This is a genomic window from Streptomyces sp. 1-11 (assembly GCF_007176755.1).
Classification (GTDB): domain Bacteria; phylum Actinomycetota; class Actinomycetes; order Streptomycetales; family Streptomycetaceae; genus Streptomyces.
Genome location: NZ_BJTV01000014.1, coordinates 151,462 through 165,048, shown reverse-complemented (window position 1 = coordinate 165,048; position 13,587 = coordinate 151,462). Strand labels below are relative to the sequence as shown.

Below are 13,587 nucleotides of genomic sequence, written 5' to 3'. Positions count from 1 at the left end.
GCGATGCCGATGACGCCACCCCCCGACGACCCCGTGGCGGTGCAGCTGATCGCCGCCCTCAACGACCCCGCGGTACCGGAGGGGGATCAACTGGACGCGGCCATGGACCTGTACGAGCACTCCGGTCCCTGGCTGGAGCAGGCCGTCTTCGAGATCCTGCGGCGCGAGGACTTCCGGAGCGTGCTCGCCCAGCTGTGTGCCGAGTCGCTCGCGGAGATCTGGGCCAGGGAGGGCAGGATCGACGAGGCCTTCTTCCCGGAGCTCCGGGGCCCGGCCCTGGACGAGGTGCTCGGCATCCTCGGAGCGCGTGCGCCGCACCTGATCCCACCCGGGACGCGGCAAGGCTGACCCGCCTGCCCGCGGCGGCCCCGCCGGTCCTGTCCGGCCGGGGCCGCCGCCCTTCGTTTCCCTGCCGGAGACCGGGACGGCGCTCTTCCCGTGAGCGCCTACCCTTGTCCCATGACCAGCAGCAGCGACCGGAGCCCCGCAGTGGACGTGCCCGCACCCAAGAGCTACGAGATCCGCACGTACGGATGCCAGATGAACGTCCATGACTCGGAGCGACTGGCCGGACTGCTGGAGGACGCCGGGTACGTCCGGGCGCCCGAGGGATCCGACGGGGACGCCGACGTCGTCGTGTTCAACACGTGCGCGGTGCGCGAGAACGCCGACAACCGGCTGTACGGCAACCTCGGCCGGCTCGCGCCGCGCAAGGCGTCCCGGCCCGGCATGCAGATCGCGGTCGGCGGCTGCCTGGCGCAGAAGGACCGCGACACCATCGTGAAGAAGGCGCCCTGGGTGGACGTCGTCTTCGGCACGCACAACATCGGCAAGCTGCCCGTCCTGCTGGAGCGCGCCCGCGTCCAGGAGGAGGCGCAGGTCGAGATCGCCGAGTCGCTGGAGGCCTTCCCCTCCACGCTGCCGACCCGGCGCGAGAGCGCCTACGCGGCCTGGGTGTCGATCTCCGTCGGCTGCAACAACACCTGCACCTTCTGCATCGTCCCGGCGCTGCGCGGCAAGGAGAAGGACCGCCGCACCGGCGACATCCTCGCCGAGGTCGAGGCGCTGGTCGCCGAGGGCGTCAGCGAGATCACCCTGCTCGGGCAGAACGTGAACGCCTACGGCTCCGACATCGGCGACCGCGAGGCCTTCAGCAAGCTGCTGCGCGCCTGCGGGAACGTCGAGGGCCTGGAGCGGGTGCGGTTCACCTCCCCGCACCCGCGCGACTTCACCGACGACGTCATCGCCGCCATGGCCGAGACGCCGAACGTCATGCCGCAGCTCCACATGCCGCTGCAGTCCGGTTCGGACACCGTGCTGAAGGCGATGCGCCGCTCCTACCGGCAGGAGCGCTACCTCGGGATCATCGAGAAGGTCCGCGCCGCCATCCCGCACGCCGCGATCACCACCGACATCATCGTCGGCTTCCCCGGCGAGACCGAGGAGGACTTCGAGCAGACGCTGCACGTCGTCCGCGAGGCGCGGTTCACGCAGGCCTTCACCTTCCAGTACTCCAAGCGGCCCGGCACCCCCGCCGCGACCATGGAGGACCAGATCCCCAAGGAGGTCGTCCAGGCCCGCTACGAGCGGCTGGTCGCCCTCCAGGAGGAGATCTCCTGGGAGGAGAACAAGAAGCAGGTCGGCCGCACCCTCGAGCTGATGGTGGCCGAGGGCGAGGGCCGCAAGGACGGCGCCACGCACCGGCTCTCCGGCCGCGCCCCCGACAACCGCCTGGTGCACTTCACCAAGCCGGAGCAGGAGGTGCGCCCCGGCGACGTGGTCACCGTCGAGGTGACCTACGCCGCCCCGCACCACCTCCTCGCCGAGGGCCCCGTCCTGGACGTGCGCCGCACGCGCGCGGGCGACGCCTGGGAGAAGCGCAACGCCGCCGAGGCCGCCAAGCCGGCGGGCGTGCTGCTCGGCCTGCCGAAGATCGGCGTCCCGGCACCGCTGCCGGCCGCGGCGAGCGGCTGCGGCTGCGACTGAGCGACACGGAGGCCCGGCCGGGGTCGGCTGAACGACATGGCCGCCCGCCGGGCCGGCTGGACGACATGGCCGCCCGCCGGGGTCGGCTGAACGCATGGTCGCCCGGCCCGGGGCCGGATGAACACCGGTCGCGTTACCCTGCCGGTCATGCTTGTCGCCGCCGCTGTCTGTCCCTGTCCGCCGCTGCTCGTGCCCGAGGTGGCCGCGGGTGCCGCCCCGGAGCTGGACCCCGTGCGCTCGGCGTGCGACGACGCGCTGGGCGTGCTCGCCGCCGCCCGCCCCGACACGCTCGTGGTCGTCGGGCCCGCCGGGCGCAGCGGACGCGGACGGCACCCGCAGGGCGCCCGGGGCTCCTTCAGCGGCTTCGGCGTCGACGTCGCCGTACGGCTCGGTCCCGCCACCGGCGAGGACGACGAGCGTGAACTGCCGCCGTCGCTGGCCGTGGCGGCCTGGCTGCTGGAGCGCACCGGCTGGGCGGACGCCCCGATCGAGGCGCTCGGGGTCGGGGAACCGCTGGAGCCCGAGCGGTGCCTGGAGACCGGCAGGGAGCTGGCCGCCCGGGCCGGGCGGGTCGCGCTGCTCGTCATGGGAGACGCCAGCGCCTGCCGCTCGCTCAAGGCGCCGGGCTACCTGGACGAGCGGGCCGCCCCCTTCGACGCCGCCGCGGCGCGCGCCCTGGGCTCGGCGGACGTGGCGGCGCTCAACGCGCTGGACCCCGGGCTCGCATACGAGCTGAAGGCCTCCGGACGCGCGCCCTGGCAGGTCCTCGCGGGGGCGGCGGAAGGCGCCGGCCTCGGGGGCACGCTGCTGTACGACGACGCGCCCTACGGCGTGGGGTACCTGGTCGCCGCCTGGTCCTAGGGCGCGGGGCGGACCGCCGCCGGGACGCGGGCGGGCGAAACGGCGGACGGCCGGGAGCCGTGAATGCTCCGCGGCCGTCCGCCGATCCGTGCGCCGTTCAGGAGGTGGGCGGCGGGCCTTCCGGACGGGCCGGCGGATTCGCGCCGCTGACGTGCGGCTCCTCCTTCTGCGCGAGGCGGTCCATCGCCTCCTTCGCCTTGCCCGTCCCGGCGTGGATCCGGTCCGTGTACTTGCCCTTGGTCCGCTCGTCGACGGCGCGCGCGGCCTTGTCGATGCCGTGCTGCACCTTGTCCCCGTGCTGACGCGCCAGATCCGACACCTTGTCCCTGGCCGGACCCAGCCTGGCCTTCATGTGCTCGAAGAGACCCATGCTCCACCTTCCCTGACGGGGACGGTCACCTGCGGGCGCCCTCGCCGGCCTCGCTGTCGGCGGCCTCGTCCGCGGACTGCTGCTTGGGGATGTCGGCGCCCTCGCCGCCCTCCGCACCGCGGGCCCCGGCGGCCTGCGCCCCGGCCGCCGCGTCCTCGTGCCCGTCCCCGGACGAGTCCGCCGCGTCCGCCGCCTCCGCGACCACCTCGACCACCTCGGGCGCCGCCGCCTCTCCGGGGCCGTCGCCGGTCCGCGCCACGGCGGCCGGTGCCTCCGGCTTCGGCTTCGACCTGCCGAGAAGCCGTGCAAAAACGCCCATTTCAACTCCATACGTTACTCGTGCGGGCGAAAACCCGCGTCAAGCGGTGCGTCCGTTTGCGCCACCCGGGTCACCGCCTCCTCAGACCGAGCGGGCGGTATCTCGGTGCAACGAACCGGAATGCGCGCCGTCACGTAACTCGTTCGAGGCGCGGCCGACGCGTTTGCGAGACTGGTGCGGTGAGCAGCGCACCCCCCGCCCCCCGCGTCATCGCCGTCGTCGGCCCCACCGCGGCCGGAAAGTCCGATCTCGGCGTCTTCCTGGCCCAGCGACTCGGCGGCGAGGTCGTCAACGCCGACTCCATGCAGCTCTACCGCGGGATGGACATCGGCACCGCCAAGCTGACGCCCGAGGAGCGGGCCGGCGTCCCGCACCACCTGCTGGACATCTGGGACGTGACAGCCGCCGCGTCGGTCGCCGAGTACCAGAGACTGGCCCGCGCGCGGATCGACGCGCTGCTCGCCGAGGGCCGCTGGCCGATCCTGGTCGGCGGCTCGGGACTGTACGTCCGCGGAGCCGTCGACAACCTGGAGTTCCCCGGCACCGACCCCGTGATCCGGGCCAGGCTGGAAGAGGAGCTGGCGCTGCGCGGCCCCGGCGCGCTGCACGCCCGCCTGGCCGTCGCAGACCCCGACGCCGCCCGCGCCATCCTGCCCAGCAACGGCCGCCGCATCGTCCGCGCGCTCGAGGTGATCGAACTCACCGGGCAGCCCTTCACCGCCAACCTCCCCGGCCACGACTCCGTCTACGACACCGTGCAGATCGGCGTGGACGTCGCCCGTCCCGAACTCGACGAGCGGATCGCGCGCCGCGTCGACAGGATGTGGGAGGCGGGGCTGGTGGACGAGGTGCGCGCGCTGGAGGCGCGGGGACTGCGCGAGGGCCGCACGGCCTCGCGCGCGCTGGGCTACCAGCAGGTGCTCGCGGCGCTCGCCGGGGAGTGCACCGAAGCGGAAGCGCGGGCCGAGACCGTACGCGCCACCAAACGCTTCGCGCGCCGCCAGGACTCCTGGTTCCGGCGCGATCCGCGGGTCCACTGGCTGAGCGGCGCGATGGCGGACCGGGAGGATCTCCCGCGACTGGCGCTGACTCTGGTCGAACGACCGGTTACAGCCTGATCACGTGATGGCATCGGGATGCGCCGCCGGTCAACGCGGCCTCTGACGCCGTGCCATCATCGAGCTTCGATCGACCAAGTGGAGTCCTAGTTGGGAGGGCGCGTGGCGATGGAGGCCGGCCCTCGCGACACCGCACGAAGTGCCGAGATCACGACCGGTCCCGGTGAACCGGAACAGACCGAGGACCCTCTGGCCGAGGACGTGGGACGTCTCGCCGACGACGGCCCCGACGACACCGAGGGCGGTGTCACCGCCGACGGCCCGGCGCCCGAGGAGATGTACGCGGGCGGTCCGGAGGTCGAGGTCGAGCTGCGTCCGCAGCGGCGGCTGCGCATCTGGCAGCTCGCGCCCATCGTGGCCCTGGCCGCCGGCGGCTCCCTGATGTTCGCCTTCCCGCTCGCCTTCGACTTCGGCGACAGCGGCGCGGTCATCGCCATGCTGGGCCTGCTGATCTGCTCCTGCGCCGCGGGCTGGGGCATGATGGCCGCCCGCCGGGTCGGCTACACCTGGCCGGGGCTGCCGGCGCGCGGCTCGGGCCGCCGCCCCGACTGGCGGGTCGTCCTCGCCTACGTGCTGCTGGTGGCCGTCGTGGCCGTCCTCGCGGTGTGGCGCGTGGCCCGGCTGCGCTAGCCGCGCCCGGCGCCCGCCTGCGGTGTCGTACCGACCCCGTACGATCGAGGAATGAGCACGCGGATCGCCTTCCTCAAGGGTCACGGCACCGAGAACGACTTCGTGATCGTCCCGGACCCGGAGAACACCCTCGACCTGACCCCGGCCGCGGTCGCCGCCCTGTGCGACCGCCGGGCCGGCATCGGCGGCGACGGGGTGCTGCACGTCGTGCGGTCCGCCGCGCACCCCGAGGCGAAGCGGATGGCGGCCGAGGCGGAGTGGTTCATGGACTACCGCAACGGCGACGGCTCGATCGCGGAGATGTGCGGCAACGGCACCCGTGTGTTCGCCCGCTATCTCCAGCACGCCGGTCATGCGGCCGAAGGCGACATCGCCATCGCCACGCGCGCGGGCGTGAAGCGCGTCCACATCGCCAAGGACGGGGACGTCACCGTCGGCATGGGCGGCGCCCGTCTGCCCGAGGGCGAGGTCACGGTGAGCGTGGGCGGGCGGAGCTGGCCGGCGCGCAACGTCAACATGGGCAACCCGCACGCCGTCGCCTTCGTCGACGACCTCGCGCACGCCGGTGACCTGCTCTCGCCGCCGCCGGTCGCCCCCGCCGCGGCCTACCCGGAGGGCGTCAACGTCGAGTTCGTCGTGGACCGCGGCCCCCGGCACGTCGCGATGCGGGTGCACGAGCGCGGTTCCGGCGAGACCCGCTCCTGCGGCACGGGCGCGTGCGCCGTCGCCGTGGCCGCCGCCCGCCGCGACGGCGCCGACCCGGCCGGCACCGGCACCCCGGCGACGTACACCGTCGACGTGCCCGGTGGCCGGCTGGTCATCACCGAGCGCCCCGACGGCGAGATCGAGATGACCGGACCCGCCGTGATCGTCGCCGAGGGCGAGATCGACGCCGAGTGGCTGGCGAGCGCGCTCCGCTGACCTGGTGAGACGCCGGCCGTGCGGGCTCCGGGACGCCCGGGCCGGTGCTTGCCGGGGGCCGGGGGCCGGGGGCCGTTCGAAACGGCGGCCGAGCGCAGTGCAGGTGACGCAAACTCTAAACCTCGATGTCGTCGCTCGATTGGGTGATCCGTTTCACGCTCGGCGGGAGGCGGTCAGCCGCACGTGATGGGCTCGGTAGCATCAAGCACCGGCACGGACGGGGGAACGTCGCCAACCCTGAGCCGCGCACGCCCCGGGCTCCGTCCGCCGGTCCACGAGCCGGAGGTGCCCATGAGTGCGGAGGCCACGAACCCTGCGAACCCTGGTCCGGCGGCGCCCGCGGCCGCGCCCGCGGCGGCCCGCCGGAAGTCACGGGCGAGGATCGACCTGCGCCGGCTCGGCCGGGCCGCGCTGCTCGGCCCCGCCGCGCGCGGCAAGCTGCCCGACGCCATCGGCCACGTCGTCGAGGCGCACCGCGCCCACCACCCCGACGCGGACCTCGAACCGCTGCGCCGCGCCTACGTCCTGGCCGAGTCCTCGCACCGCGGCCAGATGCGCAAGAGCGGCGAGCCGTACATCACCCACCCCCTGGCCGTGACCCTGATCCTCGCCGAACTCGGCGCGGAGACCACCACCCTGACGGCCTCCCTGCTCCACGACACCGTCGAGGACACCGACGTGACGCTGGAGCAGGTGCGGGAGCAGTTCGGCGAGGAGGTGCGCTACCTCGTCGACGGCGTCACCAAGCTGGAGAAGGTCGACTACGGCGCGGCGGCCGAACCCGAGACCTTCCGCAAGATGCTCGTCGCCACGGGCAGCGACGTCCGGGTGATGTCGATCAAGCTCGCCGACCGTCTGCACAACATGCGCACCCTCGGCGTGATGCGCCCCGAGAAGCAGGCGCGGATCGCCAAGGTCACCCGCGACGTCCTCATCCCGCTCGCCGAACGCCTGGGCGTGCAGGCGCTGAAGACCGAACTGGAGGACCTGGTCTTCGCCATCCTCCACCCCGAGGAGTACGAACACACCCGGGAACTGATCGCCGGGAACGCGGCCGGCCCCGACGACACCCTCGCACAGACCGCCGACTCGGTCCGCGCGGTGCTGCGCGAGGCCGACATCGCCGCCGAAGTCCTCATCCGCCCTAGGCACTTCGTCTCGGTCCACCGGGTGACCCGCAAACGGGGGCGGCTGCGCGGCGCCGACTTCGGCCGGCTGCTGGTGCTCGTCGCCGAGGACGCCGACTGCTACGGCGTCCTGGGCGAGCTGCACACCTGCATGACGCCGGTCGTCTCCGAGTTCAAGGACTTCATCGCCGTACCAAAGTTCAACCTATACCAGTCGCTGCACACCGCCGTCGCCCGAGAGGACGGACAGGTCGTCGAGGTGCTCATCCGCACCCACCAGATGCACCGGGTCGCCGAGGCCGGCGTCGTGGCGCTCGGCAACCCCTACGCCCCGGGAACCGACGATCCCGCCGACGGCGAGCGCGCCGACCCCACCCGCCCGGGCTGGCTGTCCCGCCTCCTGGACTGGCAGGAGGCGGCGCCCGACCCCGACACCTTCTGGTCCACCCTGCGCGAGGACCTCGCCCAGGACCGGGAGATCACCGTGTTCCGGCCCGACGGCGGCGCCCTCGGCCTGCCCGAGGGCGCGAGCTGCGTGGACGCCGCCTACGCCCAGTACGGCGAGGACGCCCACGCCTGCATCGGCGCCCGCGTCAACGGCCGCCTGGCCACCCTCAGCACCGTGCTCCGGGACGGTGACACGGTGCAGTTGCTCATGGGTCAGGACCCGGCCTCCGAACCCTCCCGCGAGTGGCTGGAGCACGCCCACACCGCGGCCGCGCGGATCGCCATCCAGCGGTGGCTGGCCGCACATCCGGGCGGTACCGGCGACGCGCACGCCGAGGAGGCGGAACGGGCCGCCGGGAGTGCCGCCGGCGAGCCGGCCGTCCGGCCCGCCGCGTCCGAGGGCGCCGGCGCCACCCGCCCGCGCGCCGCCGACGTGCGCCTGGACCGGCCGGGGGCCACCGTGCGTCTCGCGGGATGCTGTACGCCCGTACCGCCCGACCGGATCACCGGCTTCGCCGTGCGCGGGGGAGTGGTGACCGTGCACCGCGCGGAGTGCGCCGCGGTGGCGCAGATGAAGAGCCGGGGACGCACCGAGATCGACGTGCGCTGGGGAGACACCACCGAGTGCCGGGTCACCCTGGTCGCCGAATCGTTCGGCCGCCCGCATCTGCTGGCCGACCTGACAGAGGCGATCGCCCTGGCCGGCGTGGACATCGTCTCCGCGACCGTGGAACCCCCCAGCCAGCAGCGGGTCCGTCACACCTACACGCTCCAGCTCCCCGACGCCGCCCGGCTCCCGGCCCTCATGCGGGCGATGCGCGACGTGCCCGGGGTGTTCGACGTGGCCCGCGCCCAGCACCGGGCGCCCGCTCCCTGAGCGGGCGCCGAACACGCCCGGATGCCCGAACCGGGCGCAACCGGACCGACCCGATCGGGTGGGCCGGGCGCGCGCCGCCGTCATGGCGCACGAGCGCGCTGGTAGCCGTGGTGCATGCCGTTCACCCTCCGCCGGGGCCGGAACCACCGCCCCCTCCGCCGCCGGAAGGCCGCCCTGCTCGCCTCCGCCGTCTCCGTCTGCCTGCTCGCCGCCGCCGCCCCGGCCGAGCCCCTGGGCGTCGGTGACCGGCTCTTCCCGTACCTGGGCAACCCCGGGTACGACGTGGCGTCGTACGACCTGTCCTTCACCTATTCCGGCAAGAACGACAAGCCGCTGCGGGCCGTCACGACCATCAGCGCCTGGACGACCACCGCCCTGGACCGCCTCAACCTCGACTTCGCGCACGGCACCGTCGAGTCCGTCGAGGTGGACGGCCGCCGCGCCGCCTTCACGAGCGCGGGCGAGGACCTGGTGGTCACCCCCGACCACCCGCTGCCGCGAGGCAGTTGGACGCGGATCACCGTGAAGCACACCAGCGACCCCGTCAGCGCCAAGGGCCAGGACGGCGGCTGGGTGCGCACCGCCGACGGCCTTGCGATGGCCAACCAGGCCGACGCCGCCCACCTGGTCTTCCCGTGCAACGACCACCCGTCCGACAAGGCGATGTTCACCGTCCGGGTCACCGCCCCCGACGACTACACCGTCGTGGCCAACGGCCTGCCCGCCGGCGCCGAGCGCGTAGGCCGCGCCACCACCTGGACCTTCCGCACCCAGCACCCCATGGCCACCGAGCTCGCCCAGGTGTCCATCGGCCGCTCAGCGGTCGTCCGCCGCGAGGGACCGCACGGGCTGCCGGTCCGCGACGTCGTGCCCGCCGCCGACCGCAAGGCGCTCGAACCGTGGCTCGCCAAGACGCCGGGCCAGATCGCCTGGCTGGAGAGCAAGGTCGGCGCCTACCCGTTCGAGACGTACGGCGTGCTCATGGCCCAGGCCTCGACGGGCTTCGAACTGGAGACGCAGACCCTCTCGCTGTTCGAGAAGGACCTCTTCACCAAGCCCGCCTACCCCGCCTGGTACGTCGACTCGATCATGGTGCACGAGCTGTCCCACCAGTGGTTCGGCGACAGCGTCAGCCCCCGCACCTGGTCCGACGTCTGGCTCAACGAGGGGCACGCCACCTGGTACGAGTCCCTCTACGCGCAGGAGAAGGAGAAGCGGTCCATGCAGGACCGCATGAAGGCCGCCTACGGGGCCTCCGACCGCTGGCGGGCCGAGGGCGGCCCCCCGGCCCGGCCCAAGGCGCCCGCGCCCGGCCAGAAGATCAGCATCTTCCGGCCGAACATCTACGACGGCGCGGCGCTGGTGCTCTACGCCCTGCGCCAGGAGATCGGCACGCCGGCGTTCGAGCGCCTGGAGCGGGCCTGGGTCCGGCAGCACCGCGACTCGACCGCCACCACAGCCGACTTCGTCCGGCTGGCCTCGGCGACCGCCGGCCGCGACCTCACCGGCTTCTTCCAGCCCTGGCTGTACGGCGAGAAGACCCCGCCGATGCCCGGCCACCCGGACTGGAAGAGCGGCCGGAACGCCAAGGAGCCCGAGCGGGACAAGCACGGCAAGCAGAGCGGGCGGTCACGGAGCCGTGCCGAGGCACCTGGTCACGGGCACGCGGGCCCGGGCGGAAAGTAGCGCCGCAGGGGTGCCAGGGCGGTCCGGGCCGGGAATAAGACGGTGACGAGACGTCCCGTGCCGTGCGACCATCGTCGGGTCGGCGCGGCACGGGACACGGGAATCCCCCGGGGTACTCGTGCGTTGTCCCTGATGACCGCCGAATCGGCATTCCCACCGACGTAAGGATCCAATGACCTCCTCTTCTTCCCCTTCCCAGGACACCAAGCGCTTCGCGCACGCCTATCCCGAAGGTCTTCGGGCCGATGCCCTGATGGAAGAGGACGTCGCCTGGAGCTTCGAGATCGACGGCGAGCGGGACGGCGACCAGTTCGACCGCTCCGAGCGTGCGGCCCTGCGCCGGGTGGCGGGTCTGTCCACCGAGCTGGAGGACGTCACCGAGGTCGAGTACCGGCAGCTCCGGCTGGAGCGGGTCGTGCTCGTCGGGGTGTGGACCACCGGCACCGCGCAGGACGCCGACAACTCCCTCGCGGAGCTGGCGGCCCTCGCGGAGACCGCGGGCGCGATCGTGCTCGACGGCGTCATCCAGCGCCGCGACAAGCCCGACCCGGCCACCTACATCGGCTCCGGCAAGGCGGCCGAACTCCGCGACGTCGTGATCGAGACCGGCGCGGACACCGTCATCTGCGACGGTGAGCTGAGCCCCGGCCAGCTCATCCAGCTCGAGGACGTCGTCAAGGTCAAGGTCATCGACCGTACGGCCCTGATCCTCGACATCTTCGCGCAGCACGCCAAGTCCCGTGAGGGCAAGGCGCAGGTCGCCCTTGCGCAGATGCAGTACATGCTGCCGAGGCTGCGAGGCTGGGGTCAGTCGCTGTCCCGACAGATGGGCGGCGGCCGCGGCGGCCTCGCCACCCGCGGTCCCGGTGAGACCAAGATCGAGACGGACCGGCGGCGGATCCGCGAGAAGATGGCGAAGATGCGCCGGGAGATCGCGGACATGAAGACCGGCCGCGAGATCAAGCGACAGGAGCGCCGGCGCAACAAGGTGCCGTCCGTCGCCATCGCGGGCTACACCAACGCCGGCAAGTCCTCCCTGCTCAACCGTCTGACGGGCGCCGGCGTCCTGGTCGAGAACGCGCTGTTCGCGACCCTCGACCCGACCGTCCGCCGGGCCGAGACCCCGAGCGGACGGCTGTACACACTGGCCGACACCGTCGGATTCGTCCGGCATCTGCCGCACCACCTGGTCGAGGCGTTCCGCTCCACCATGGAGGAGGTCGGCGACTCCGACCTCATCCTGCACGTGGTGGACGGCTCGCACCCGGTGCCGGAGGAGCAGCTCGCCGCGGTGCGCGAGGTGATCCGGGACGTCGGCGCCACCGACGTACCCGAGATCGTCGTGATCAACAAGGCGGACGCGGCCGACCCGCTGGTGCTCCAGCGGCTGCTGCGGGTGGAGAAGCGCTCCATCGCCGTCTCGGCCCGCACCGGCCAGGGCATCGAGGAACTGCTCGCGCTGATCGACGACCAGCTGCCCCGTCCGTCGGTCGAGGTCGAGGCGCTCGTCCCGTACACCCAGGGCAAGCTCGTCGCCCGCGCCCACACCGAGGGCGAGGTGATCTCCGAGGAGCACACCGCGGAGGGCACCCTGCTCAAGGCCCGGGTGCACGAGGAGCTGGCCGCGGATCTGGCGCCCTACACGCCGACGCCCGCGGCCTGACCGCAGCGCGACACCGCGTGAGAGAGGCCCGCCACCCGGATGGGGTGGCGGGCCTCTCGTCATCGCTCAGCGGGTCCCGCCGGCGTCCGCCGCGAGCGCGGTCCACGTTCCGGCGGAGCACCACGGCCGCCTGGGCCGCGGCCCGGCGAGGCGGGCGTCACCGCCTCGCGAACTTCTCGCTGACCGAGTCGTAGACGCCCTTGGCCACCTCACCCAGCCGGGGGCCCGCCAGCCAGCCCGCGCGCACCGGGCCGATCGAGGTGTTGGACACCAGGGCGGACTTGCCGTCCGGGCCGGTCTCCACCCAGCCGCCGCCCGAGGAGCCGCCGGTCATCGTGCAGCCGATGCGGTACATCGTCGGGTCCGCCTTGCCGAGGGACAGCCGGCCCGGCTTGTCCTGGCACTGGTAGGCGAGCTGGCCGTCGTAGGGAGCCGCGGCGGGGTAGCCCGTCGCCGTGATGCTCTGCACCTTCGGCACGGCCGGGGCGCCGAAGTTCACCGGCAGCGCCCCGCCGACCGTCTCCTCCAGCGACTTGCCCGCGCTGCCCTGCTCGGGCGTCACGTGGATGACCGCGAAGTCGTACGAGGCGCCGTTGCCGCCGGTGCGGCCGCCCTGGTCGATCCACTGCTGCGAGGTCTTCGCCGCGTCCGCCCACCAGACGCCGTACGGGGCGACCTCGGCCCGGCTGGCGTCCCGCAGCTGCGCGTTCGACTTGCCCTGGTTGTTGTACGACGGCACGAACGCGATGTTGCGGTACCAGCCGCCGCTCTTCCCGGCGTGCACACAGTGGCCGGCCGTCCAGATGAGGTTGGACTTGCCGGGATGCGCCGGGTCCTGAACGACCGTCGCCGAGCAGACCATCGTGCCCTCGGGGGAGTCGAAGAAGACCTTGCCCGAGGTGGCCGCGCTGGTGTGGTACGGCGGCTTGACCGCCTGCGCGTCCACCGGCGCCGGGGTCGGGTCCGTCACGCCCTGGTCACCGGAGAGGTCGTTGTCGTCCACGTGCTTGGCCGGGTCGTCGGCGCGCCGCATCCGGTCCGGGTTCCACAGCCCCTTGATGATGGGGTTGATGAAGTCGTTGGCCTCGCGCAGCCAGTCGTCCCGGTTCCAGTTCTTCCAGGCGCCTTCCTTCCACTTGTCGACGTCGATCCCGTGCTCCTTGAGCTTCTGACGGATGTCGTCCGGGATCTTGATCTTGCCGTCGCCGGTGCCGCTCCGGGTGGCGGCGGCGGTCGGCCTGCCGTCGGCGCTGTCGTCACCGTCGCCGTTGCAGGCCGTGGCGGTCAGCGCCAGCGCCGAGACGAGGGCGACCGTCGCCAGCACGGGGGAGGACCGGCGCGGCGCGCCCCTCCCTCGCCGAACGGTGGACGACGGCCGTATGGATCGCATGGTGTGGACTCCCCCTGAGGTGAAGGTACTCGGCGCTTCGGCCCGGGCACCGGCACCGCACCCGAGGGGAGTTGACGCCGGTCCCCTGGCCCGCTGGGAACGGCATCACACACTATGCGCTCGCTGTGGGGGAGTTCCGACGGTCCGGCAACGGTTCGGCCACAAGCGGTCTGACCTGGACGCACACCAGCC

General features: G+C 73.2%; 12 protein-coding genes. 9 read left to right on the top strand and 3 right to left on the bottom strand.

What is annotated here, in order from left to right:
• Positions 1-3 precede the first annotated feature (3 nt).
• The 3 genes from TNCT1_RS27180 to TNCT1_RS27170 all read left to right on the top strand — a co-directional run bounded on the left by TNCT1_RS27180 (position 4) and on the right by TNCT1_RS27170 (position 2,847).
• Positions 4-348: a hypothetical protein gene (locus TNCT1_RS27180; RefSeq protein WP_143636955.1), complete on the top strand. Its 345-nt coding sequence runs from the start codon at positions 4-6 to the stop codon at positions 346-348.
• A gap of 111 nt (positions 349-459) precedes the next feature.
• Positions 460-1,986: a tRNA (N6-isopentenyl adenosine(37)-C2)-methylthiotransferase MiaB gene (miaB, locus tag TNCT1_RS27175; protein WP_143636953.1), complete on the top strand. Its 1,527-nt coding sequence runs from the start codon at positions 460-462 to the stop codon at positions 1,984-1,986.
• Positions 1,987-2,133: 147 nt separating this feature from the next.
• Positions 2,134-2,847 carry a class III extradiol dioxygenase subunit B-like domain-containing protein gene (locus TNCT1_RS27170; RefSeq protein WP_143636949.1) on the top strand — a complete coding sequence of 238 codons (714 nt, stop codon included), beginning with the start codon at positions 2,134-2,136 and terminating at the stop codon, positions 2,845-2,847.
• Between the two features lie 97 nt (positions 2,848-2,944).
• On the opposite strand, the gene TNCT1_RS27165 is transcribed toward TNCT1_RS27170, so the two are convergent.
• Both TNCT1_RS27165 and TNCT1_RS27160 read right to left on the bottom strand, forming a co-directional pair.
• Positions 2,945-3,217 (bottom strand): antitoxin, encoded by a 273-nt coding sequence (locus TNCT1_RS27165; RefSeq protein ID WP_143636944.1) that lies wholly within the window; start codon positions 3,215-3,217, stop codon positions 2,945-2,947.
• 25 nt (positions 3,218-3,242) lie between these two features.
• Entirely contained in the window at positions 3,243-3,536 is a 294-nt protein-coding gene (locus TNCT1_RS27160) for a hypothetical protein (RefSeq protein WP_143636940.1), read from the bottom strand.
• Positions 3,537-3,715: 179 nt separating this feature from the next.
• Here TNCT1_RS27160 and miaA point away from each other — a divergent pair, with 179 nt between their 5' ends.
• The 6 genes from miaA (at position 3,716) to hflX (ending at position 12,005) form a co-directional block, all read left to right on the top strand.
• Complete coding sequence (gene miaA / locus TNCT1_RS27155) at positions 3,716-4,654, top strand: tRNA (adenosine(37)-N6)-dimethylallyltransferase MiaA (RefSeq protein ID WP_143636934.1); 939 nt, start codon at positions 3,716-3,718, stop codon at positions 4,652-4,654.
• 108 nt (positions 4,655-4,762) lie between these two features.
• The gene (locus tag TNCT1_RS27150; RefSeq protein WP_143637111.1) at positions 4,763-5,284 is read left to right on the top strand and encodes a hypothetical protein; all 522 of its coding nucleotides are present in this window, start codon (positions 4,763-4,765) and stop codon (positions 5,282-5,284) included.
• Positions 5,285-5,335: 51 nt separating this feature from the next.
• Positions 5,336-6,205, top strand: a complete 870-nt coding sequence (gene dapF / locus TNCT1_RS27145) for a diaminopimelate epimerase (RefSeq protein ID WP_143636930.1) — start codon at positions 5,336-5,338, stop codon at positions 6,203-6,205.
• 291 nt (positions 6,206-6,496) lie between these two features.
• Complete coding sequence (locus tag TNCT1_RS27140) at positions 6,497-8,656, top strand: bifunctional (p)ppGpp synthetase/guanosine-3',5'-bis(diphosphate) 3'-pyrophosphohydrolase (RefSeq protein ID WP_143636927.1); 2,160 nt, start codon at positions 6,497-6,499, stop codon at positions 8,654-8,656.
• Between the two features lie 114 nt (positions 8,657-8,770).
• Entirely contained in the window at positions 8,771-10,342 is a 1,572-nt protein-coding gene (locus tag TNCT1_RS27135) for a M1 family metallopeptidase (protein WP_143636924.1), read from the top strand.
• A 334-nt stretch (positions 10,343-10,676) separates the two neighbouring features.
• Positions 10,677-12,005 (top strand): GTPase HflX, encoded by a 1,329-nt coding sequence (gene hflX, locus TNCT1_RS27130; protein ID WP_373920510.1) that lies wholly within the window; start codon positions 10,677-10,679, stop codon positions 12,003-12,005.
• A gap of 157 nt (positions 12,006-12,162) precedes the next feature.
• Here the strand turns inward: hflX and TNCT1_RS27125 are convergent, their stop codons facing one another.
• Entirely contained in the window at positions 12,163-13,395 is a 1,233-nt protein-coding gene (locus tag TNCT1_RS27125; protein ID WP_174266472.1) for a serine protease, read from the bottom strand.
• Between the last annotated feature and the right edge of the window lie 192 nt (positions 13,396-13,587).

Bases quoted from the DNA above. Each gene is read 5' to 3' on its own strand.
- TNCT1_RS27180 (WP_143636955.1), top strand. From the start codon at position 4: ATGCCGATGACGCCACCCCCCGACGACCCCGTGGCGGTGCAGCTGATC.
- miaB (WP_143636953.1), top strand. From the start codon at position 460: ATGACCAGCAGCAGCGACCGGAGCCCCGCAGTGGACGTGCCCGCACCC.
- TNCT1_RS27170 (WP_143636949.1), top strand. From the start codon at position 2,134: ATGCTTGTCGCCGCCGCTGTCTGTCCCTGTCCGCCGCTGCTCGTGCCC.
- TNCT1_RS27165 (WP_143636944.1), bottom strand. From the start codon at position 3,217: ATGGGTCTCTTCGAGCACATGAAGGCCAGGCTGGGTCCGGCCAGGGAC.
- TNCT1_RS27160 (WP_143636940.1), bottom strand. From the start codon at position 3,536: ATGGGCGTTTTTGCACGGCTTCTCGGCAGGTCGAAGCCGAAGCCGGAG.
- TNCT1_RS27150 (WP_143637111.1), top strand. From the start codon at position 4,763: ATGGAGGCCGGCCCTCGCGACACCGCACGAAGTGCCGAGATCACGACC.
- dapF (WP_143636930.1), top strand. From the start codon at position 5,336: ATGAGCACGCGGATCGCCTTCCTCAAGGGTCACGGCACCGAGAACGAC.
- TNCT1_RS27140 (WP_143636927.1), top strand. From the start codon at position 6,497: ATGAGTGCGGAGGCCACGAACCCTGCGAACCCTGGTCCGGCGGCGCCC.
- TNCT1_RS27135 (WP_143636924.1), top strand. From the start codon at position 8,771: ATGCCGTTCACCCTCCGCCGGGGCCGGAACCACCGCCCCCTCCGCCGC.
- TNCT1_RS27125 (WP_174266472.1), bottom strand. From the start codon at position 13,395: ATGCGATCCATACGGCCGTCGTCCACCGTTCGGCGAGGGAGGGGCGCG.